Source organism: Gordonia sp. OPL2 (assembly GCF_003797825.1).
Classification (GTDB): Bacteria; Actinomycetota; Actinomycetes; order Mycobacteriales; family Mycobacteriaceae; genus Gordonia.
Map to the genome: position 1 here is coordinate 35296 of NZ_RKME01000021.1, position 18957 is coordinate 54252.

Annotated in this window: 19 protein-coding genes and 1 tRNA gene; 11 read left to right on the plus strand and 9 right to left on the minus strand. The window is 68.2% G+C overall.

Translation table 11 applies throughout. The features are described 5' to 3' along the window. The first annotated feature begins 178 nt into the window (after positions 1-178). From EEB19_RS18375 to EEB19_RS18385, 3 genes are all read left to right on the plus strand, one after another. The gene (locus EEB19_RS18375; protein WP_187588793.1) at positions 179-1000 is read left to right on the plus strand and encodes a DUF1542 domain-containing protein; all 822 of its coding nucleotides are present in this window, start codon (positions 179-181) and stop codon (positions 998-1000) included. 140 nt (positions 1001-1140) lie between these two features. Further along, a complete protein-coding gene (locus EEB19_RS18380) occupies positions 1141-1608 on the plus strand; it encodes a DUF1877 family protein (protein WP_187588794.1) in 468 nt (155 codons plus the stop codon). Positions 1609-1651: 43 nt separating this feature from the next. Continuing rightward, complete coding sequence (locus EEB19_RS18385) at positions 1652-2179, plus strand: Uma2 family endonuclease (RefSeq protein WP_187588795.1); 528 nt, start codon at positions 1652-1654, stop codon at positions 2177-2179. Between the two features lie 13 nt (positions 2180-2192). On the opposite strand, the gene purU is transcribed toward EEB19_RS18385, so the two are convergent. Then, entirely contained in the window at positions 2193-3149 is a 957-nt protein-coding gene (gene purU, locus EEB19_RS18390; RefSeq protein WP_187588796.1) for a formyltetrahydrofolate deformylase, read from the minus strand. Between the two features lie 27 nt (positions 3150-3176). Between purU and deoC the strand changes: the two genes are divergently transcribed. Then, positions 3177-3854, plus strand: a complete 678-nt coding sequence (deoC, locus tag EEB19_RS18395; RefSeq protein WP_187588797.1) for a deoxyribose-phosphate aldolase — start codon at positions 3177-3179, stop codon at positions 3852-3854. A 19-nt stretch (positions 3855-3873) separates the two neighbouring features. Here deoC and EEB19_RS18400 read toward each other — a convergent pair whose 3' ends face one another. Together EEB19_RS18400 and EEB19_RS18405 are read right to left on the minus strand one after the other, a co-directional pair. Continuing rightward, the gene (locus tag EEB19_RS18400) at positions 3874-4827 is read right to left on the minus strand and encodes an NAD(P)/FAD-dependent oxidoreductase (protein WP_187588798.1); all 954 of its coding nucleotides are present in this window, start codon (positions 4825-4827) and stop codon (positions 3874-3876) included. 26 nt (positions 4828-4853) lie between these two features. Continuing rightward, on the minus strand, positions 4854-5750 hold the full coding sequence (locus tag EEB19_RS18405; RefSeq protein WP_187588799.1) for a trans-aconitate 2-methyltransferase: 897 nt from the start codon (positions 5748-5750) through the stop codon (positions 4854-4856). Positions 5751-5798: 48 nt separating this feature from the next. Between EEB19_RS18405 and EEB19_RS18410 the strand changes: the two genes are divergently transcribed. Continuing rightward, positions 5799-6362, plus strand: coding sequence for a helix-turn-helix domain-containing protein (locus tag EEB19_RS18410; RefSeq protein WP_187588800.1), 564 nt, complete (start codon positions 5799-5801; stop codon positions 6360-6362). A 91-nt stretch (positions 6363-6453) separates the two neighbouring features. After that, the gene (locus tag EEB19_RS18415) at positions 6454-7722 is read left to right on the plus strand and encodes an Ig-like domain-containing protein (RefSeq protein ID WP_187588801.1); all 1269 of its coding nucleotides are present in this window, start codon (positions 6454-6456) and stop codon (positions 7720-7722) included. Between the two features lie 69 nt (positions 7723-7791). On the opposite strand, the gene EEB19_RS18420 is transcribed toward EEB19_RS18415, so the two are convergent. Further along, on the minus strand, positions 7792-8562 hold the full coding sequence (locus EEB19_RS18420) for an SDR family NAD(P)-dependent oxidoreductase (RefSeq protein ID WP_187588802.1): 771 nt from the start codon (positions 8560-8562) through the stop codon (positions 7792-7794). A 43-nt stretch (positions 8563-8605) separates the two neighbouring features. Here EEB19_RS18420 and EEB19_RS18425 point away from each other — a divergent pair, with 43 nt between their 5' ends. The 3 genes from EEB19_RS18425 (at position 8606) to EEB19_RS18435 (ending at position 11725) form a co-directional block, all read left to right on the plus strand. Continuing rightward, positions 8606-9727 carry an ROK family transcriptional regulator gene (locus EEB19_RS18425; RefSeq protein ID WP_187588803.1) on the plus strand — a complete coding sequence of 374 codons (1122 nt, stop codon included), beginning with the start codon at positions 8606-8608 and terminating at the stop codon, positions 9725-9727. A gap of 68 nt (positions 9728-9795) precedes the next feature. Then, positions 9796-10608 (plus strand): transglutaminase family protein, encoded by an 813-nt coding sequence (locus tag EEB19_RS18430; RefSeq protein WP_187588804.1) that lies wholly within the window; start codon positions 9796-9798, stop codon positions 10606-10608. A gap of 4 nt (positions 10609-10612) precedes the next feature. Next, positions 10613-11725 (plus strand): putative zinc-binding metallopeptidase, encoded by a 1113-nt coding sequence (locus EEB19_RS18435; protein ID WP_187588805.1) that lies wholly within the window; start codon positions 10613-10615, stop codon positions 11723-11725. 357 nt (positions 11726-12082) lie between these two features. Here the strand turns inward: EEB19_RS18435 and otsB are convergent, their stop codons facing one another. From otsB to EEB19_RS18455, 4 genes are all read right to left on the minus strand, one after another. Beyond that, positions 12083-12874: a trehalose-phosphatase gene (gene otsB / locus EEB19_RS18440; RefSeq protein ID WP_187588806.1), complete on the minus strand. Its 792-nt coding sequence runs from the start codon at positions 12872-12874 to the stop codon at positions 12083-12085. After that, positions 12871-14412, minus strand: coding sequence for a trehalose-6-phosphate synthase (locus tag EEB19_RS18445; protein ID WP_187588807.1), 1542 nt, complete (start codon positions 14410-14412; stop codon positions 12871-12873). Before EEB19_RS18445 ends, otsB begins: the two co-directional genes overlap by 4 nt. Positions 14413-14415: 3 nt before the next feature. Next, the gene (locus tag EEB19_RS18450) at positions 14416-14577 is read right to left on the minus strand and encodes a hypothetical protein (RefSeq protein ID WP_187588808.1); all 162 of its coding nucleotides are present in this window, start codon (positions 14575-14577) and stop codon (positions 14416-14418) included. Positions 14578-14702: 125 nt separating this feature from the next. After that, the gene (locus EEB19_RS18455; protein ID WP_187588809.1) at positions 14703-16151 is read right to left on the minus strand and encodes a threonine/serine exporter ThrE family protein; all 1449 of its coding nucleotides are present in this window, start codon (positions 16149-16151) and stop codon (positions 14703-14705) included. Between the two features lie 4 nt (positions 16152-16155). Between EEB19_RS18455 and EEB19_RS18460 the strand changes: the two genes are divergently transcribed. After that, a tRNA-Thr gene (locus EEB19_RS18460) sits at positions 16156-16227 on the plus strand. Positions 16228-16266: 39 nt separating this feature from the next. On the opposite strand, the gene EEB19_RS18465 is transcribed toward EEB19_RS18460, so the two are convergent. Then, positions 16267-17214, minus strand: coding sequence for a formylglycine-generating enzyme family protein (locus EEB19_RS18465; protein WP_262365765.1), 948 nt, complete (start codon positions 17212-17214; stop codon positions 16267-16269). A gap of 97 nt (positions 17215-17311) precedes the next feature. Here EEB19_RS18465 and EEB19_RS18470 point away from each other — a divergent pair, with 97 nt between their 5' ends. After that, positions 17312-18850 carry a carboxylesterase/lipase family protein gene (locus EEB19_RS18470; RefSeq protein ID WP_187588811.1) on the plus strand — a complete coding sequence of 513 codons (1539 nt, stop codon included), beginning with the start codon at positions 17312-17314 and terminating at the stop codon, positions 18848-18850. Positions 18851-18957 lie beyond the last annotated feature (107 nt).

Below are 18957 nucleotides of genomic sequence, written 5' to 3' on the forward strand. Positions count from 1 at the left end.
CCGACACCGCGCCCACCTTCCGTGTGAGCGGTGTCCGTCCACCTGCGCCGATCGTCGACCCCGCGGTCTCCGCGGAATCGCCGGTACGCTGGGGGATGTCCGATTTTGCCGGTCTTGCCGGGATCGCCCGACGGGCGCCCGAGGGGACAGGTGAGGTGTACCCACAACGGAGGAGAAGATGAGCGCACTGATCCTGATCGCTCTCGTGGTCGTGATCGTCGTCGGCGTCATCGTGGTGTCGCAGCAGCGGTCGGGGGCCAACGCCGCCCGATCACTCGACGACGCCAAGGCCGACGCGCGCCAGGCGATCGAACGTCTCGGTGGCCAGGTGTTCATGCTGGTCGGCGACGGCCCGGCATCCAAGCAGGCCCTGGCCGACGCGGGTGAGCGTTACACCGCGGCCGGGTCCCAGATCGAGCAGGCCACGTCGCCTGCCCAGGCCCGACTGGCCAAGCAGACCGCCATCGAGGGTCTGTACTACATCCGTGCCGCACGGTCGGCGATGAACCTCGATCCCGGCCCGGCCATCCCGGAACTCGACGGGCAGAAGAGTGCCGGAGCTGTCACCGAGGACCGCACCGTCGACTTCGAGGGACGTCAGATCGAGGCGTCGCCCGGACCGTCGGACCGGACCCCCAACTACTATCCCGGCGGCCGCGTGGCCGGGCGCCCCGTTCCCGCAGGCTGGTATTCCGAGCCGTGGTGGAAGCCGGCGCTCGTGGCCGGCGCGTGGGGCATCGGCTCGATGTTCCTGTTCTCGGCGATGTTCTCGGGCATGGCGGGCGTCAACTACGACGCGAACGCCTTCGAGAGCGGTGCCGGTGACGGATCGGACGCCGGGGCCATCGAGGGCGGCGACGGCGGCGATGCCGGTGGCGACATGGGCGGAGATGCCGGCGGTGACGGCGGCGGCGACGGCGGAGGCTTCTTCGACGGCGGCGGTGGCGACGGCGGCGGATTCTTCGACGGCGGCGGCGACTTCGGCGGTTTCGACTTCTGAACGCACGTCGATCCCTGTCGGCCGTCGGGTGTTCTGGCAGCGGAGCGAAGACAGAGCCGGTCTGTGGATGGGTCACTCGTCCATCCACAGGCCGTGGCTGCGGCGGTTGAGCAGCTACCAACCGTGACACCCTCGGCGGCATGGGAATTCGCTACTATGCCTATCCGCTCCGGCCCGACGATGTCGCGGCGGCCCGCCATGACCCGTATCCGTTCCTCTCCGACGATCCGTTCGCGGACGCCTGGGGTCCTGCCGACGAGCGACCCCGGATGCTCTACCTCGACAAGGCATGGCGAGAGCTGCAATTCGTCTTCACCGTCCACGATGAGAAGTTGGCTCCGCGGATCTCCCTGGAACTGGTCAAGGGCAACGTGACCCAGATCGGCCCGTATGGAGCACACCTCGGCTTCGTGCACGTGCTCCCGCCGGATGTGGTCAAGGAAGTGGCCGCCGACATCATCCTGGTCGAGCCCGCGGACGACGCAGCCATCAAGAAGATCGTTCCGCACTCGAGCGCGGACTACACGAACGAATTCCTCAATCGCGCACAGGAATTCATGACCGATCTCGCCCGCGACGGGCTCGGGCTCGTCTACACGATCCGCTGACGAGGACGTCTCCCTCCAGGTCGGAAGGCATTACACTACGGCCATGGCCCACCCCACCCGTCCGCATCTGCTCTCGCTGCGTGACTGGTGGGCGCTCGGCGAGGACCAGGGTGGCCACGTCGAATTGCAGGAAGGGGTGCGGGTAGTGGCGCCGCGGCCGAGCCCGGCGCACGCGCGTACCGTGCTCGGCCTCGCGAGACAGCTGGCCGACCAACTTCCCGACGGTGTCGAGGTATTGGTGGAGGTGGACGTCGTCGTCGACCCGAGCACACCGGCCACGGTGCGGGTACCGGATCTGATCTGTCGGCTCGCGACGGACGACGACTCGATGATCACCGCCGATCAGGTGATCCTGGCTGTCGAGGTCGTCTCGCCGGGATCTCGGCGGACCGATCGCGTGACGAAGAGCAGTGAGTACGCCGACGCGGGTATCCCGCACTATTGGATCGTCCACGAGGACCGTACGGTCACCACGTTGCGATTGATGGCCGGCGGATACGAGGCGAGCGTCCACGTCGGTGACTTCGCCACCCAGTTGCCGTGGCCGCTACGGATCACGACCTCATACTGAAATCCTGTGCGCCTCAGCTGAAGACGACTGTCTTTCGTCCGTGCACGAGCACCCGGTCCTCGAGATGCCAGCGCAACCCGCGCGACAACACGAGGGTCTCGATGTCGCGGCCCTGACGCACCATGTCGGCGACGGCGTCACTGTGATCGACGCGGATCACGTCCTGCTCGATGATCGGCCCGGCGTCGAGGTCGGCGGTCACGTAATGGCATGTCGCGCCGATCAGTTTCACTCCTCGCGCGAAGGCCTGGTGGTAGGGCCGCGCGCCGATGAAACTCGGCAGGAAGCTGTGATGGATGTTGATCGCGCGTCCCGCCCACGTGTCGCAGAGCTGCGGCGGGAGGATCTGCATGAAGCGTGCCAGCACCACCGCATCGGGTGAGTAGCCGTCGACGACGCGAGCGAGTTCCTCGAACGCCACGCCCTTCTCGCCCGCCGGGAACGGGACGTGATGGAACGGCACGTCGAACCGGGTGACCAGATCCTCCAGGTCGCGATGGTTGCCGACGACCGCTGACACGGTGGCCGGCAGTTCGCCGCGATGCGCCCGTCCCAACAGGTCCACGAGGCAGTGGGTCTCTTTGCTGACCAGCAGGACCACCGACTTCGGGGCCCCGGTGTCGGTGAGCCGCCATTCGGTGCCGTCGCCGAGTTCGGCCGCGACCTCGGCGGCGAAGCGTGCGCGCATCTCGTCCACATCCATCGCAACCGACCCGGCGCGGACGGTCTGCCGCGTGAAGAACCACCCGGTCTCGGGATCGGAGTGGTACCCGGCCTCGGTGATCCAGCCGCCGATCTCGGCGAGGAATCCCGAGATCCGGGCGACGATGCCGGTGCGGTCCGGACACCCGAGCGTCAGGACATAGCGACGGTCGGCGTCGTCGGATCGGGCAGTGTCGGACGGGGCAGTGTCGGATCGGGCAGCGTCGGTCGCGGTGGCGTCGGCGCGGGTCGTCTCTGGTACTGGCACGACAGCCAGTGTGCCAAGCTCGTCTGTGTGATCACCACCGACCTGACCCGCCGCGACGTCGCGGCCATCGTCGACCACACGCTACTCAAGCCGGAGGCCACCCGATCGGCCGCCGAGGCCACCGCCGCCGAGGCGGCCGACCTCGGCGTGTACGCGGTCTGCCTGTCGCCGTCGATGCTGCCGATCGACACCGGGGCGCAGAAGACGTGCGTGGTCGCCGGGTTCCCGTCGGGTAAGCATCATTCGCTGGTCAAGGCCGCCGAGGCCCGCCTGGCGGTCGACACCGGCGCCCACGAGGTGGACATGGTGATCGACGTGGGTGCAGCGATCGACGGCCGGTTCGACGAGGTCTTCGCCGACGTGCTGACCGTCCGGGAGGCCGTCGGCGACGACGCCGTGCTCAAGGTCATCATCGAATCCGCCGCGCTGCTGGAGTTCGCCGGACCCGAGACGGTCACCGAGGTCGCCAGGCGGGCGGCGCAGGCCGGGGCCGCATTCGTGAAGACCTCCACCGGGTTCCATCCGTCGGGCGGGGCGAGCGTTCAGGCCGTTCGTCTCATGCGCGCGGCCGTCGGCGACCGCGTCGGGGTCAAGGCCAGCGGCGGTATCCGGACGGCGGAGTTCGCCGCCGAACTGATCGCGGCCGGCGCGACCCGCCTGGGGCTGTCGGGCTCGCGCGCGGTGCTCGACGGCTTCCCGGACTGACTGACCCTTGCGGCCCTGCTCAGGCGTCGACTCGCGTCCGTCTCGCGTCGACGGCTGCGCGGGTGTCCTCGGCGATGAGGTCGGCGTTGATGGCGGCTCCCGCACTGACTCCGGCACCCATCGAGACGGCGACCGTCGCGGCCAGGTCGGCCACGTTTCCCGCCGCCCACACACCGGGGAGATCGGTCATCCCCATCAGACCGGTCGCGACATACTGTCCGCCCATCGGATGATCGGCGAGGGTGCCGCCGAGCCGGGTGAACAGTGCGGACCGGACGACGAATCGCGGTGCGACGACGACCGCGTCCAGCTCGACCTCCGAGCCGTCGGACAGCACGACTGCGCGCAGCGCGCCGTCGACACTGTCGAGGTGATCGACAGGACCGTCGACGACACGGATATCGAGCGCCGAGAACTGCTCTGCCTCGTCGGCCCCGAGTTCGACGTCATGTGCCAGGAAGGTCACGTCGTCGCTGAGCTGGCGGAACATCAGGGTCTGGTGGACCGACATCGGACTGGTCGCCAGGATGCCGATCCGCTGCCCACGGACCTCCCATCCGTGGCAGTACGGGCAGTGCAAGACGGTCGAACCCCACAGGTCTGCCACCCCTGGGACATCAGGCAGTTCGTCGACGAGGCCGGAGGCGAGCAGGATACGACGCGCGTCGATGACCGTGCCGTCGGCGAGCGTCAACGAGAAGCGGCCGTCGTCGGACCGCGCAGCGTCGACGACCTCGCCGGTGCGGATCTGTACTCCGTACGCCTGTGCCTCCGCGCGACCGCGCTCGAGGAGTTCCAGCGGTCCGATGCCCTCATGACCGAGGACGTTGTGGGCTCCTTCGGCCGGGGCGTTTCGTGGGGAGCCGGCGTCGATGACGACGACCGACCGGCGGGAGCGTGCGAGAGTCGTGGAGGCGCTCAGGCCTGCGGGTCCGCCACCGATGATGGCGACGTCGAAGCTGTTGGTGCTCATAGGATTTCCTTTCGAGTGATCGTGGATCAGGCCGGCCTGCGGGCCAGCCAGGCGACCCGTCGGGCGTCGACGACGAGGTCGTCGCGTGCGGACACGGAGGTCGGGCCGTCCCCGAGCAGGCGATCGAGGACGGTGCGATCGTCGTCGGTGATCTCGTCGGCCAGGCCATTGCGGGCACGCCCGATCCACAGCGCGGCGTAGTCGCGGGCCGCGTGAGGCGGGTTGTCGATGTGGGTGACGACGTCGATGGTGTCGACGAGCTCGAATCCGGCGTCGGTGATGGTCGACGACCAATCCGGATGCGCATTCCAGTGACGGGCGTTGGCGCTCGCGCGCAGGCGGCGCTCCACCTCGCCCTCGGCGGTGTCGGCGGGCAGGAACGTGGGCAATTCGTCGATCTCGACGACCGCCAGCACGCCACCCGGGCGCATCGCCGCGAAGGTCGACGACAGCAGGGCTCCGGGGTCGGCGAAGTGGTGCATGGTCGACGACGCCCACGCGATGTCGACGTCGATCACCTCGGCGGGCAGCGCGTGGTCGAGGTCGGCGGTGACGGTGCGCACCCGGTCGTCGATGCCGTCGCGGGACGCGGCCGTCGCCACACGCTCGAGCAGTTCGGTCGAGTTGTCCAGGGCGACGATCTGCGCGGTGGGGAATCGGCGTGCCAAGGCCAAGGTGCCGGTGCCGGTGCCCGAACCCAGATCGATGACGCGTGTGGGCCGCGTGACGAGTGCCTCGATCCGGCCGGCGACGTCGTCGAGATAGTGGCCGGTCACCGCGGCGTCGAGGTCGAGGAGGGTCGCCATCGATCCGGCGTCGGGCTGTTCGTGTCCGAGAGTGCCGTGCGGGTGCGGGGAGTGGGCGTGATGGTGATGCGCGTCGCTGTGGCTCGCGTCGTCGGGGGCGTGGTGCGTGTGTGCCATGAGGTCCACGGTAGCCATCTAATGCGCAGAGCGCATACACTCTTGCGTATGGAGCAAGAAATCGATGCGGTCGTTCGTCAACGGATTCGCGGCCTCCGCATGGCCAAGGGATGGACATTGGACTCGATGGCCGCCCGGTGTTTCCTGAGCCCGTCGACCCTCAGTCGCATCGAGACCGGACATCGCCGGGTGGCGCTCGATCAGCTCGTCCCGATCGCCCGCGCCCTGGGGACCTCGCTCGACCAGCTCGTCGAACCCGTCGGTGACGACGACGTCGTGATCCGGCCCGAGCCGCACTCGTCGTCGGGGATGACGGTGTGGAAGCTGTCCCGCGACAACACGCCCGGTGGGGTGATCGTCGCGAAGATGCGGGTGACCCCGGAGCATCGTGTCGATCCCGAGCATCTCGGCGTCCACCCTGGTCGTGAGTGGTTCACCGTGATCTCCGGGACGATTCGGCTCTATCTCGGCGATCGGGTGATCCTGGTGCCACCGGGGCAGGCGGCGGAGTTCTCGACGATGGTCCCGCATGGCATGACTGCCGTCGACGGCCCGGCCGAGATCGTGTCGATCTTCGACCACGACGGCGAGCGTGTGCACATCCCGGGCTGAGGTGGCCGGGCAGTCATTCGACTGACTGCCGAGACACATCACAGCTGGCAGAACGGTTTCGGGGCGTTCAGATCGGTACGCTGGAGACGTTATGAGTGCGAATCCCCCTCTCACCCGCCGGTCCATGCTGACCGCTGCCGGACTCGGTGCCGTCGGCCTCGCCGCCGCGGCATGTTCGCGTGGCGGCACGACGACCGAGGACGGGAAGCCGAAGTCGCCGACCGTCTCCATCGTCTACACGCCCGCCCTGGACTCCGAGGACGCGCCCAATCCCACCGCCACCGTGTCGGTTCGGGCGGAGAACGGCCAGCTCAACCCCGACGTCAAACTGCTCAACGCGAGCGGCAAGGCCGTCGCGGGCACGATGTCGGACGACCAGAAGACGTTCACCATCACCGAGCCGCTCGGTTACGGGTCCCAGTACACCTGGCAGGGCAGCGCGGTCGGCTTCGACCGCGTCTCCACCCCCATCAGCGGTTCCTTCACGACGCTCTCGCCGAAGTCGCAGATGAACGTCGTCGTCAACATCGGGGACGGTCAGGAGGTCGGGATCGCCGCGCCGATCATCCTGAAGTTCAACGACACAGTCCAGGACAAGGAAGCCGTCGAGAAGGCCCTCAAGGTCACCACCGACCCGCCGACCGAGGGCGCCTGGGCGTGGCTCGGCGAGGACAACGGTTCCCGCGCGCACTGGCGCACCAAGGAGTACTACAAGCCCGGCACCACCGTGCACATGGACGCCAAGCTCTACGGCGTGGACCACGGCGACGGTGCCTACGGAGCGGCCGACGTCACGAGCGACTTCACCATCGGACGCTCACAGATCGTCAAGGCCGAGGCGTCGTCGCATCAGATCGTCGTCGTCCGTGACGGCGGCGTGTTGATGACCCTGCCGTGCAGCTACGGCGGGGGAGATCTCGATCGCAACGTCACGCGATCGGGCATCCACGTGGTGACCGAGAAGTACGAGGACTTCTTCATGAGCAACCCCGCCGCGGGGTACTTCAACATCCGCGAGCGGTTCGCCGTGCGTATCTCGAACAACGGCGAGTTCATCCATGCGAACCCGGAAACCGTTGGCGTGCAGGGATCGTCGAACGTCACCAACGGGTGCATCAACTTGTCGCTGGAGAACGCGCAGCGGTACTTCGAGTCGGCGATCTACGGCGATCCGGTCGAGGTGACCGGCACGCGCATCGCGCTGTCGGAGGCCGACGGCGACATCTTCGACTGGATCTTCGACTGGTCGTCCTGGACCGGTATGTCGGCGATCAAGGGTGACCCGGACCAGGTGAGCGCACCTGCGACACCGTCGGGCGCCCCGACCTCGAACGCCCCGGCCCCGGCCCCCGCGGGCTGAGAAGCCAAAGGCGTTGACGCCGAGCCTGATCCGTTCCCGGGCGGCCCGGCGGCAACGTGCGGTGCGACCTCAGCCGGTCTTGACGTTGCGACGCGCCGAGGCCTGATCCCGTGGCTTGATGACGATCTGGTCCAGGTCGACGTGCGGCGGGCGTGATGCGACGAACCCGATCACCTCGGCCACGTCGTCGGCGGTCAACGGGGTCAGACCCTGGTACACGGCGTCGGCGCGCTCCTGGTCCCCTTCGAATCGGACCAGCGAGAAGTCGGTCTCGACCATCCCGGGAGCGATCTCGGTCAGCCGCACCGGCTTTCCGAGCAGTTCGTAGCGCAGGGTCCGGTGCATGACGCCCTGTGCGTGCTTCGCCGAGGTGTATCCGGCGCCGTTGTCGTAGGCCTCGAGTGCGGCGATGGAGGTTATCGTCACGATGAGTCCATCTCCCGACGCGACCAACGCCGGCAGCAGTGCCTTGGTCATCCGGAGGGTGCCGAGCACATTGGTCTCCCACATCCAGCGCCAGTCGTCGAGGTCGGCGGTCGCGACGGGATCGAGACCTTTGGCGCCGCCTGCGTTGTTGACGAGGACGTGCACCGTGTCCAGACCCTCCACGAACGCATTCACCGAGGTCTCGTCGGTGACGTCGAGCGGGCGACCGGTGCCGCCGATCTCGGCGGCGAGCTCCTCGATGCGATCGGTGCGGCGCGCCCCCAACACCACGTGGTAGCCCTGCGCGGCGAGCCGTCGGGCGGTGGCGGCACCGATGCCGGAGCTCGCCCCGGTCACCACCGCGACCTTCTTCTCGGACGTCGACGAACCTGGTTGTGCCGTGCTGCTGCTCATGAGTTCAGCTTAACGATGGGTCGCGCGTTGCTACATTCGTCCCATGTCGTTGACCGGAGTCGTGCCCGCCGCGCTCCAGGTGGGTTCGATACCCGCGGCGACGGTGCTGCAGGCCATCCGCGTCAGCGGTCCGGTGACCCGCGATCATCTCGCCGCGGCCACCACGTTGTCGCCGGCGACGATCAACCGTCAGGTCACCGTGCTGTCGCGGCTGGGGCTCGTCGTCGAACGTCCCGACCTCGTCGACCCCGGCGGCATCGGCAGGCCGAAGAACCCGTTGACCCTCGATCGGGACCGGCTCTGCGTGGCCGGGATGCACATCGGTGCCCGCCGGACCCTGCTGGCCATCGCCGACCTCGGCGGACGCACCCTGTACAGCCATGCGGTGCTCACCCCGCACGACGCGGCCGGGGTCGCCGACCTCTGTGCCCAATTACGGGATCTGGCAGCACGTTTCAGCGGTCGTCGGCTGCTGTGGGCCGGCGTCGCCTCCGGTGGCGTGGTCGACGCGACGACCGGCGTCATCGATCACCCCGTCCTGGGCTGGAGGCGGGTGGCAGTCGGGGCGCAGCTCGCCGATCAGCTCGGGGTACCCGTATCTGTCTGCGAACACGTGCAGGCGATGGCCGCCGCCGAGCTGATGCTCACCCATCCGCGGGAGTTCGAGGGCACCGGGCTGTTCTTCTACGCGCGGGAAACCGTCGGCATGGCCCTGTCGATCGACGGAAAGGTGCACATGCCGTTGCGCGGCGCCGGATCCATCGCGCACCTGCCCGTCGATGCACCGCATCTCGCGCCCGGCGGACGCACCTGTCTGCAGGAGGTCGTCGGCAGTGCGGCGGCGCGGCGTGCCGCGGAGAGGTTCGGGGTGGGGGAGAACTCGTCACTCATCGTCGACGAGCGGGCCGAGGTGCTCGGCACCACCGTGGCGATGCTGCGCGACGTCATCAACCCCGACGCGATCGTGGTCGCCGGCGACGCCTTCGCGGCCCACCCGCACGGGCTCGCCCCCGTACAGGCGGCCTTCGACTCCGCGACGACGATCCGCCGCCCGCTGGAGATGGCGCCGTCGCGCTTCGGGATTCGGATCCAGGAGAGCGCGGCCGTCGTCGTCGCGCTGAGCGTCATCTACACCGATCCTGTCGCGGCCACCGTGCGCGAGTGACGACACCTTCGGAGGCGCCGTCGGTGTCCCGGCGCGACCGGCCTGCGGGAATGACCTACCGTAGGGGCATGACCACACCCCCGCGTGACGTCGCCGCCTCTCTCGAGGTCTACGTCTCGGCCGCCACCGAACTCGAGATGCAGATCGCCGTGGCGAAGCTACCGGGGCTGACCGTCACCGAGGATCTGACGGTCACCGTCGACGGTGACCCGGTGGAACTCGAGGAGATCGTCGCCGACCACGGCAGCCGCATCCACCGCTTCCAGGTGGACTCTGGGCTCGTCGCCATCGACTACACGGCGAGCGTCGAGACGCCCGCCGATCCGATCCCGGTGTCGGAAACCGACCGCTCGATCTATCTGCGTCCCAGCCGGTATGCGGAGGCGGACAAGTTCTTCGGCTTCGTCGCGGGACAGTTCGACATGGATCTGTCGCCGGGCGAACTCCTCGAGCAGGTGACCGCGTACGTCGAGAGCCGGCTGAGTTACATCCCGGGCGCGAGCGACCCGATCGACGGCGCCGCCGACACGCTGCTGGCGGGCGCCGGGGTCTGCCGCGACTACGCGCATCTCGTCGTCGCGCTGCTGCGCGCGCTGAACATCCCGGCCCGTCTGGTCGCGGTGTATGCGCCGGGATGCGACCCGATGGACTTCCACGCCGTCGCCGAGGCGATCATCAACGACGAGTGGGTCGTCGTCGACGCCACCCGGCTCGCGCCGCGACAGAGTCTGGTGCGCATCGCTACCGGACGCGACGCCGCGGACACCGCGTTCCTCGACAACCATCGCGGGACGATCAACCTGAACTACTACAAGGTCACCGCCACCGTGCGCGGGGATCTGCCGACGGACACCGGAAAGGAGCGCATCAGCATAGGCTGAGGCCATGCATGCGCTCACGTGCCCGATCTGCAATGCGTTGTCGGGCTTCGTCAATCAACGGTGCCCGGAATGCGGGACCACCGTCGGGGTCCATCTTCCGTCGCGCTCGCTGCTCGTCGCGTCCGAAGAAGGCGTGGACGTCGACGGCCGACGCTGGGTGCGCTGCTCGAACTGGGACACCACCGGCTGCAACTGGCTGACCCTGGCCGAGGTCGACGACAGTTCGATCGGACTGCGCGGCAGGTGTTTTCCGGGATCGCTGGTACGCCGCCATCCCGACGCCGACGACACGATCGCGCTCGAGAAGCTCACCTCGACATCGCGGGACATGCGGATGCTGATCTATCAGCTCGTCGATCTGGGCCTGCCGGTCGAGCCGTTCTGGCGCACCGACGGTGGGCTGGCCTTCGATCTGCTGTCGAGCCAGACGACCGGACAGCAGGTGCTCATCGGGCACGCCAACGGGGTCATCACCATCGATCTGGCCGAGTCGCTCGACGCCTACCGGGAACGGCTGCGGGTGGACCTCGGCGAACCGTACCGGACCATGCTCGGCCACTTCCGCCACGAGGTGGGCCATTACTACGAGCACATCCTCGTCGAAACGGGCGACGGGGCAACGGAATACCTTGACAAGTGCCGAGAGATTTTCGGCGACGAGCGGGCGAGTTACGCCGACGCCATCGACCGCCACTATAAGTACGGGGCGCCACGGGACTGGCGCAAGTCTTACATCTCGGAGTACGCCACGATGCACCCGTGGGAGGACTTCGCCGAGTGTTTCGCGCATTACCTGCACATCACCGGGACCATCGACACCGCGCGCGAATCCGGTCTGATGTTGGAGAGCGATCAGGTCAGGTTCACGATGAACCGGGACATCGTGCCGTTGGAATCGTATGCCGACGAACCGATCGAGCGACTTCTCTACGACTGGAAGTGGTTGTCCATGATGTTCAATCGGGTGAACGCCGCGATGGGTCGTCGTCCGTTGTATCCGTTCGAGATCCCGCAGCCGGTGGTCCGCAAACTCGGGTTCGTCCATCGGGTGATCCGGGAGTCGGCGAAACGGTCGACCGCGGTCGATCCGCTCGTCGACACTCCGGCTCCCGCCTGACCCGACCTCCGCCTGACCCGACCTCCGAGGACGACCCGCGGAGGCCGAGTGTGCCCTGGAATTCGCTGACTGTGCCCTGAAACTCGCCGATCGTGCCCTGAAACTCGCCGATCGTGCCCTGAAATTCGCCGATCGTGCCCTGAAATTCGCCGATCGTGCCCATAAGTTCGCCGATCGTGCCCATACCCGTGTCGTCGTCGACCGATTCCGATCACCGTGTCCAGCAGGCGAGCGGCCCGCGGCGGTGGAGGACCCGCTCGCCGAAATCTAGGGCACAGTCAGCGAATTCTTGGGCACAGTCAGCGAATTCCAGGACCCGCTCGGCGAGGAACTGGACCCGGTCGGCGAATGGCGCCGTCAGTGCCGGTCGGACAACCACTCTCGACGACGGGCGGTCACGAACTCCAACACGGTGGCCACGTCGTCCGTGTCCTCGATGCGGTGGGTCGCGACGGTGTCGCCCTGGCCGACCTTGATGCCGACGTCTCCGGAGTCGGGGTGCAGGTGGGCGAAGGCCTTCTCGTCGGTGACGTCGTCGCCGAGGTAGATGACGGTGTCGGCGCCAAACCGTTCACGCAGGACGTCGAGTGCATGACCCTTGCTCGTCTCGATGACCGCGAGTTCGATGACGGCCTTGCCCTCGGTGACCTCGACTCCAGGCCACGTCGCCGGTCCCGTCCGAGCGCGCTCGAGCGCGGCGTCGGCATCGGTGGGCGCGGCATTGCGGACGTGCAGCACGGTGCTCGCCGGCTTGGTCTCGACCGTAGAGCCCGGATGATCGGCTGCGATGGAACGCAATTCGCCGATGAGGCGCTCGAGCAGAGCTCGGTGATCGTCGGTGATCTCGACTGCGAAACCCGAGTCGAACTCGCTGCCGTGACTGCCGACCAGGACCACCGGGACGGCCAGGCCCGACAGCTCGGACAGCACACCCAGCGCCCGTCCGGACACCACAGCGGCGGCGGTGTCGGGGAGCTGCCCGGCTGCCTCGATCGCAGCGATCGACGCCGGGTTCGGGACGGCGTCCTCGGGCCGGGACACCAGCGGGGACACGCAGCCGTCGTAGTCGGACGCCACCAGCAGCCGAGGTGACCCGGCCGCGCCGATGAGGGCCTCCCGCAGGTCGGCGGGGATACCGGTGGCGCTCATGAATCGGTGCCGGACTCGCTGCCGGTCACCAGGTGGACCCCACGGTTGGCGTCGGATGCGGTCTCCGTGGTCGATGCCAGCGCGCCGAGGAAGCTCTCCGCCCACTTGGCGACGTCATGGGTCAGGACCTGCCGACGCAGCGCCCGCATGCGCCGACGACCCTCCTGCGTGCTCTGCTCCACGGCTGCCTCGATCGCGTCCTTGACGCCGTCGAGGTCGTACGGGTTGGCCTGATACGCAGACCGCAATTCGGCTGCGGCGCCGGTGAACTCGCTCAGCACGAGGGCGCCGCCGAGATCGCTGCGGCAGGCGACGTATTCCTTGGCGACCAGATTCATGCCGTCACGCAGGGGAGTGACCAGCATGACGTCGGCGGCGACGAAGAACGCGATCAGTTCGTCACGCGGTACCGGACGATGCAGGTACTGGACCACCGGCTGACCGACGTTGCCGTAGGTGCCGTTGATGTTGCCGACGAGCTGTTCGATGCCGGCGCGCATCCGGACGTAGCTGTCGACCCGTTCGCGGCTGGGGGTGGCCAGCTGGATCATCACGGTGTCCGCGGGATCGATGCGCTTCTCTGCCAGCAACTCCGACAGCGCCTTGAGTCGGACGTCGATGCCCTTGGTGTAATCGAGTCGGTCGACGCCGAGCATGATCGTCTTCGGGTTGCCGAGCTCTTCGCGGAGAGCAGCGGCCCGCGTGCGGATCTCCTTCGATTTCGACTTCGTGTCGAGGTCGCCGGAGTCGATCGAGATGGGGAAGGCACCCACCCGCACGGTGCGGAAGCCGACCTGCACCACGCCGAACCGGGATCGCACGCCCACGGTGCCCTTGCTGGTGGCCTGCCCGGCGAGGCGTCGGGCGAGGAAGAGGAAGTTCTGGGCGCCGCCCGGGAGGTGGAACCCGATGAGGTCGGCGCCGAGCAGACCCTCGACGATCTCCGTCCGCCACGGGAGTTGCATGAAGAGCTCCACCGGCGGGAACGGGATGTGGAGGAAGAATCCGATCCTCAGATCGGGGCGCAACATGCGCAGCATCTTCGGGACCAGCTGGAGCTGGTAATCCTGAATCCAGACGATCGCACCCTCGCCGGCGGCCTCGGCAGCCTTCTCCGCGAACCGTCGGTTCACCTCGACATAGGTGTTCCACCATTCCCGGTGATACTCGGGTTTGACCAGGACGTCGTGATAGAGCGGCCACAGCGTGGCGTTGGAGAATCCCTCGTAGTACTCGGCGATCTCCCGCGTGGACAACGGCACCGCGTGGATGTCGATGCCCTCGATGTCCGGGTTGTCATCGGAGTCGGCGATCCCCGACCACCCGACCCACGCCCCGGTCTGCGACCGCAGGATGGGTTCGAGGGCGGTCACCAGCCCGCCCGGGCTCCGCTTCCAGTTGACCGTCCCGTCGGGGAGAACTTCCTTGTCGACAGGGAGTCGGTTGGCGACGACGACGAACTCGGCGTCTCCGTGATGGTGGTCGGCATGGTGGCCGTCAGGGGCCCCGCCGTTCGAAACGTGCCCGGACTCCGCCATGCGTCAGGCGTTCTCGCCTGGCGCGATCCCCAGCATGGACAGGAGCATCCGGCATTCGTCGGCGTCGGTTGCGTAGGCGGCGACGACGCGGCGCGCCGAGATGGCGGTCTCGTCGGCTACCGGCTCCAACTCGTCGTCGGTGATGTCGGTGGTCTTGGCAGGCATTCGTGTCCTCGTGCTTCACATCGGTGTGCGCAACGGCGGCGGCCGGAGGCGTTCGCGCGGCAGTGCGCGCGAACACCGATTCTACCTGCCTGCGCCGGTCACGCTCGGTGCAGACCCGGCCCAGGTCAGCGCCGCCGGTATCCCTGCAACCGGTTGCGGCGCAGCATCGACATCCAGGCGGGCCGCACAGCCAGTTGCGGACGGCGCAGCGACCGGGCGATGAACTCGCCCAGCGTGACGCCGGCGGCCAGCGAGCACCCGATGGCGAGCGCACTCGCCACCCAGGTGAAACCGTCGAGCGTCTGATCGTTGAGGATGCCGTACAGCCCGCGGTAGATCGCGAGACCGGGCAACAGAGGCGTGATGCCGGCGACCGCGACGACCAGCGGCGGCGTCAGCGCGCGGCGGGCGAGCAGACCACCGACGAGGCCGACGGACGACGCCGCGACACCGTTGGCGACGACGTCACCGATCGGGAGGAACGTCGAGCCCGCGACGATCGCGGCACCGATGAAACCACCCATGAAGGCGACCGGCAGCGCGCGCTTCTCGGCGTAGCTGGCCAGCGCGTAGGCGAGTGCCGCGACGGCGCCCGCGACGATCCGGGGACCGACGTCGACGGCGGCGAAACTCGTCGACGTGTCGATCGCGGGCAGGATGATGCCGATGCCCTCGAGGAGCTGGATGGCGATGCCGACGCCGGCGATGATGCCGCCGGTCATCAGCAAGACCTCGAAGAACCGGGCCACACCGGTGATGGGTGCACCGGTGATCGCGTCCTCGACGGAACCGACCAGCGACAGCCCGGACAACAGGACCGTCACACCTGCCGCGATGACGAGGGTCGGTTCGATCTGGATGTGCAGGGTCTCCGACGCCCCGTACAGCAGAGCAGCCGGTACGACGGCGATGAAACCGCCGATCGTCTGCTGGAAGAAGGTCGGCAGCCCCCAGCGGTTCAGTCGCCGGTTGACGCTCACGATGACCGACGTGCTGACGAACGCGACCAGCGCGCCGGAAAGACCGCCACCGAGCAGAACGGCGATCCCGCAGGCCATCAGTCCCCAGGCGCCGGTCGCGACGACGTAGGGGTAGGGGTGCGGCGCGGTGATGATCTCGTCGACCATCCGGTGCGCCGTCGACGGCGTCAGTGCCATGTCGCGGATGCGACGCACCAGGCGGTCGATCTGTGCGAGCCGGGTGAAGTCCATCGAGCGGTAGTAGACCTGCTCCATCGTGGTGATCGGCGGCAGGGTGGCGCCGCGCCGGGCACTGACCACGATGGTGTTGTACGTGACGTCGACGTCGACGTCCTCCAGACCGTAGACACCGCAGACGAAGGCGATCTGCTGCTGGGTGTCGATCGCGGCGGTCCCCGAATCCAGCAGCACCGCACCGATCTTGGTGGCGAGGTCGAGGACCTCGGTGATGGCCGCGACGTCGAATCGATCGATCGGCTTGCGCGGCGACACCATGATGCTGCCCGGCTCGATCGTGTCGATCGTCGCCTGGCTGTCACCGATCAGGCGGACGGGGTTCAGGAACCCCAGTGCCCGGCCGATATACTCGCGCACGCATGCCTCCTTAGCTCAGTGGTAGAGCACTCGCCTTGTAAGCGAGCGGTCGTCGGTTCAATCCCGACAGGGGGCTCCGACGAAGTCCGGTGTCATCGGGCCCAGACGACAACGGTCATTGTGGTTCACCCGGTTCCGGCCTGTGACGAGACTCATCCCGGGGTCGGATCGGGTGGGTGATCACGCACCGGAAACCGAGGTGCGCGGTTGCCGAATCGTCCGATTGCGCCGATCGCGCGGCCGGCCGATACCGGCGGCAGTACTCCGGCGCGCACAGGAACGACCCGCCCTTGGTCACCCGCATGACGTGCGGCGACGTCGTGGGTGCCAGCAGGTTCGGTCGGCCGTCGGCCTCGACCGGGGTCGTGTCCCGCACGACGTGGCGCGGTACGTACACGTCGGTGCAGCGCTCCCAGACGTTGCCGATCATGTCGACGAGCCCGAAGCCGTTCGCGGGGAACGAACCGACCGGCGACGTGGATCCCCAACCGTCGTTGCGGTACGGGAAGTCGCCGCGCCAGGTGTTTGCCATGTCGACCCCGTCCGGCCGCATCTGCGCACCCCACGCGTACTCGAGTCCGTCGGCTCCGCCGCGGGCGGCGTACTCCCACTCCGCCTCGGTGGGTAGTCGGCGCCCGGCCCACTCGGCGTAGGCCACCGCATCCCGGTAGGCCACGTGGACCACCGGGTGGTCGCCGTGGTCGCCGACGTCGGAACCCTGGCCGAACGGGCGCCGCCACGACGCGCCGGGCTGCCAGCGCCACCACTGTCTCCAGTCGCGCAGATCGACCGGCCCTGACGTGGGCGAGAACACGAGTGAGCCGGGGATCAGTTCGGCGGGGTCGGCCTCGGGGAAGTCGGCGGGATCGATGTCCTCCTCGGCGACCGTGACGTAGCCGGTCGCATCGACGAAATCCGCGAACTGTGCGTTCGTCACGGGATGCCGTTCGATGGCGAACGGTTCGACGACCCGCTCGTGCTCGGGCCGCTCCTCGGGATAGTGCCGATCCGAGCCCATACGGAATCGTCCGCCGGGCACCGCGATCAGATCGGTGAGTGCCACACGTCGACAGTAGTGGGCCCGGCGCCGATGTCGCGGCGTGCGTCCCGGTGTCGCACGTCTCACGGACAAAGCACCGCGCAGCCGACACCATGGATGCATGTCCGATGATCTCGTCGTCACCACCACATCCGGTCCCGTCCGGGGCAGCAGCGCCGCCGGCGTCGACTCGTGGAAGGGAATCCGGTATGCCGCGCCGCCGGTCGGCGATCTCCGCTGGCGGCGCGCACGCCCGCCGGAGTCGCACGCCGACGTCGTCGACGCCGTCGAGTTCGGTCCGGTCTGCCCGCAGGAGCGCAACCCGGCGATCGCCCTCGGCAAGGACGCCGTGATGGACGAGGATTGTCTGTTCCTGAACGTGTGGCGGCCGGCGGGCACACCCTCGACCCCACTGCCGGTCATGGTGTGGTTGCACGGAGGCGCATACGTCTTCGGCTGTGGCAGTCAGCCCCTGTACGACGCGAGCGATCTGGTCGCGGGCGGTGACGTCGTGGTGGTCACCCTCAACTATCGGCTGGGCGCGCTCGGATTCGCCGACCTCACCTCGCTCAACGCCGCCGACGATCCGCGGTTCGAATCCAATGCCGCACTCAGCGACATCCTGCTCGCCCTGGAGTGGGTGTGCGACAACATCGAGGCCTTCGGCGGCGACCGGACCACGGTCACCGTTTTCGGCGAGTCGGCGGGTGCGGGCCTGGTCACGACCCTGCTGACGATGCCGAGTGCCGACGGCCTGTTCCACCGGGCCATCGCGGAGAGTTCGCCGGCGACGTCGATGTACGACCATGCGCGGTCGGCGACTGTCGCCGACCGGTTCCTGCGGGCGGCGGGTGTGGCCCGCGACGACCTCGCCGCTCTCGACTCCCTGGGCATCGACGCGATCGTCTCGGGCACCATGGCCGCGTTCACCGACGTCCCCGCGGAGAATCCAGGGACCATCGCGTTCGCGCCGGTCATCGACGGAGATCTGGTGCCCCGGCATCCGCTGGACGTGTTCCGCGCCGGGGAGTCGTCATCGGTGCCGCTGTTGATCGGCACCAACAAGGACGAGGCGGCCTTGTTCAAGTGGATGAAGTCGCCACTGATGCCGATCACCCCCGCCGACATCGAGCGCATGTTCGCCGCCATGACGGCCGAGTACCCCGACGTCACGCTGCCGGAGCGGGCGCAGATCACCTCCGCGTACTCAGGCATGAAGCCCAAGGTGGCCGGCCTCGGCGTGGCCCGCGACATCGCGTTCCGAATGCCGACACTATGGCTCGCCGAGTCGCACAGCCGCCACGCACCCGTCTTCCTCTACCGCTTCGACTGGGCGACCCGGATGCTGCGGGCGCTGCGGGTGGGCGCCACGCACGCCACCGAATTGCCGTATCTGTGGGGCAATCTCGTGGCCGGGCCGAAGGACATCACCTTCAAGTTGGGCGGGCGCCGGACCGGTGAGGCGTTGTCGGACCGGATGCAGCGGCGGTGGGTCTCGTTCGCCCGGTACGGCGATCCGGCGGTCGACGGGCCCCTGTGGCCGGCGTTCGATGAACGCGCACGCACCACGCTGGTGATCGACGACGACGATCGCGTGGTCGACGACCTCGACGCGGACATCCGCCGCGCTTGGGGTGACGAGGTACTCAGCTTCCGGTAACGCCCCTTCGCGACGCTGCGCTATCGCTCCGCTCCTCAGGGGCCGGGGGCCGGAGCGAGCTTCGATCCCTGGTGCCTGAGGAGCGAGCTTGCGAGCTTCGATCCCTG

Bases quoted from the DNA above. Each gene is read 5' to 3' on its own strand.
- EEB19_RS18385 (WP_187588795.1), top strand. From the start codon at position 1,652: ATGGCCCACCCCACCCGTCCGCATCTGCTCTCGCTGCGTGACTGGTGG.
- EEB19_RS18420 (WP_187588802.1), bottom strand. From the start codon at position 8,562: ATGAGCAGCAGCACGGCACAACCAGGTTCGTCGACGTCCGAGAAGAAG.
- EEB19_RS18425 (WP_187588803.1), top strand. From the start codon at position 8,606: ATGTCGTTGACCGGAGTCGTGCCCGCCGCGCTCCAGGTGGGTTCGATA.
- EEB19_RS18450 (WP_187588808.1), bottom strand. From the start codon at position 14,577: ATGCCTGCCAAGACCACCGACATCACCGACGACGAGTTGGAGCCGGTA.
- EEB19_RS18400 (WP_187588798.1), bottom strand. From the start codon at position 4,827: ATGAGCACCAACAGCTTCGACGTCGCCATCATCGGTGGCGGACCCGCA.
- EEB19_RS18380 (WP_187588794.1), top strand. From the start codon at position 1,141: ATGGGAATTCGCTACTATGCCTATCCGCTCCGGCCCGACGATGTCGCG.
- EEB19_RS18410 (WP_187588800.1), top strand. From the start codon at position 5,799: ATGGAGCAAGAAATCGATGCGGTCGTTCGTCAACGGATTCGCGGCCTC.
- EEB19_RS18375 (WP_187588793.1), top strand. From the start codon at position 179: ATGAGCGCACTGATCCTGATCGCTCTCGTGGTCGTGATCGTCGTCGGC.
- EEB19_RS18445 (WP_187588807.1), bottom strand. From the start codon at position 14,412: ATGGCGGAGTCCGGGCACGTTTCGAACGGCGGGGCCCCTGACGGCCAC.
- EEB19_RS18405 (WP_187588799.1), bottom strand. From the start codon at position 5,750: ATGGCACACACGCACCACGCCCCCGACGACGCGAGCCACAGCGACGCG.
- EEB19_RS18415 (WP_187588801.1), top strand. From the start codon at position 6,454: ATGAGTGCGAATCCCCCTCTCACCCGCCGGTCCATGCTGACCGCTGCC.
- EEB19_RS18435 (WP_187588805.1), top strand. From the start codon at position 10,613: ATGCATGCGCTCACGTGCCCGATCTGCAATGCGTTGTCGGGCTTCGTC.
- EEB19_RS18430 (WP_187588804.1), top strand. From the start codon at position 9,796: ATGACCACACCCCCGCGTGACGTCGCCGCCTCTCTCGAGGTCTACGTC.
- EEB19_RS18470 (WP_187588811.1), top strand. From the start codon at position 17,312: ATGTCCGATGATCTCGTCGTCACCACCACATCCGGTCCCGTCCGGGGC.
- otsB (WP_187588806.1), bottom strand. From the start codon at position 12,874: ATGAGCGCCACCGGTATCCCCGCCGACCTGCGGGAGGCCCTCATCGGC.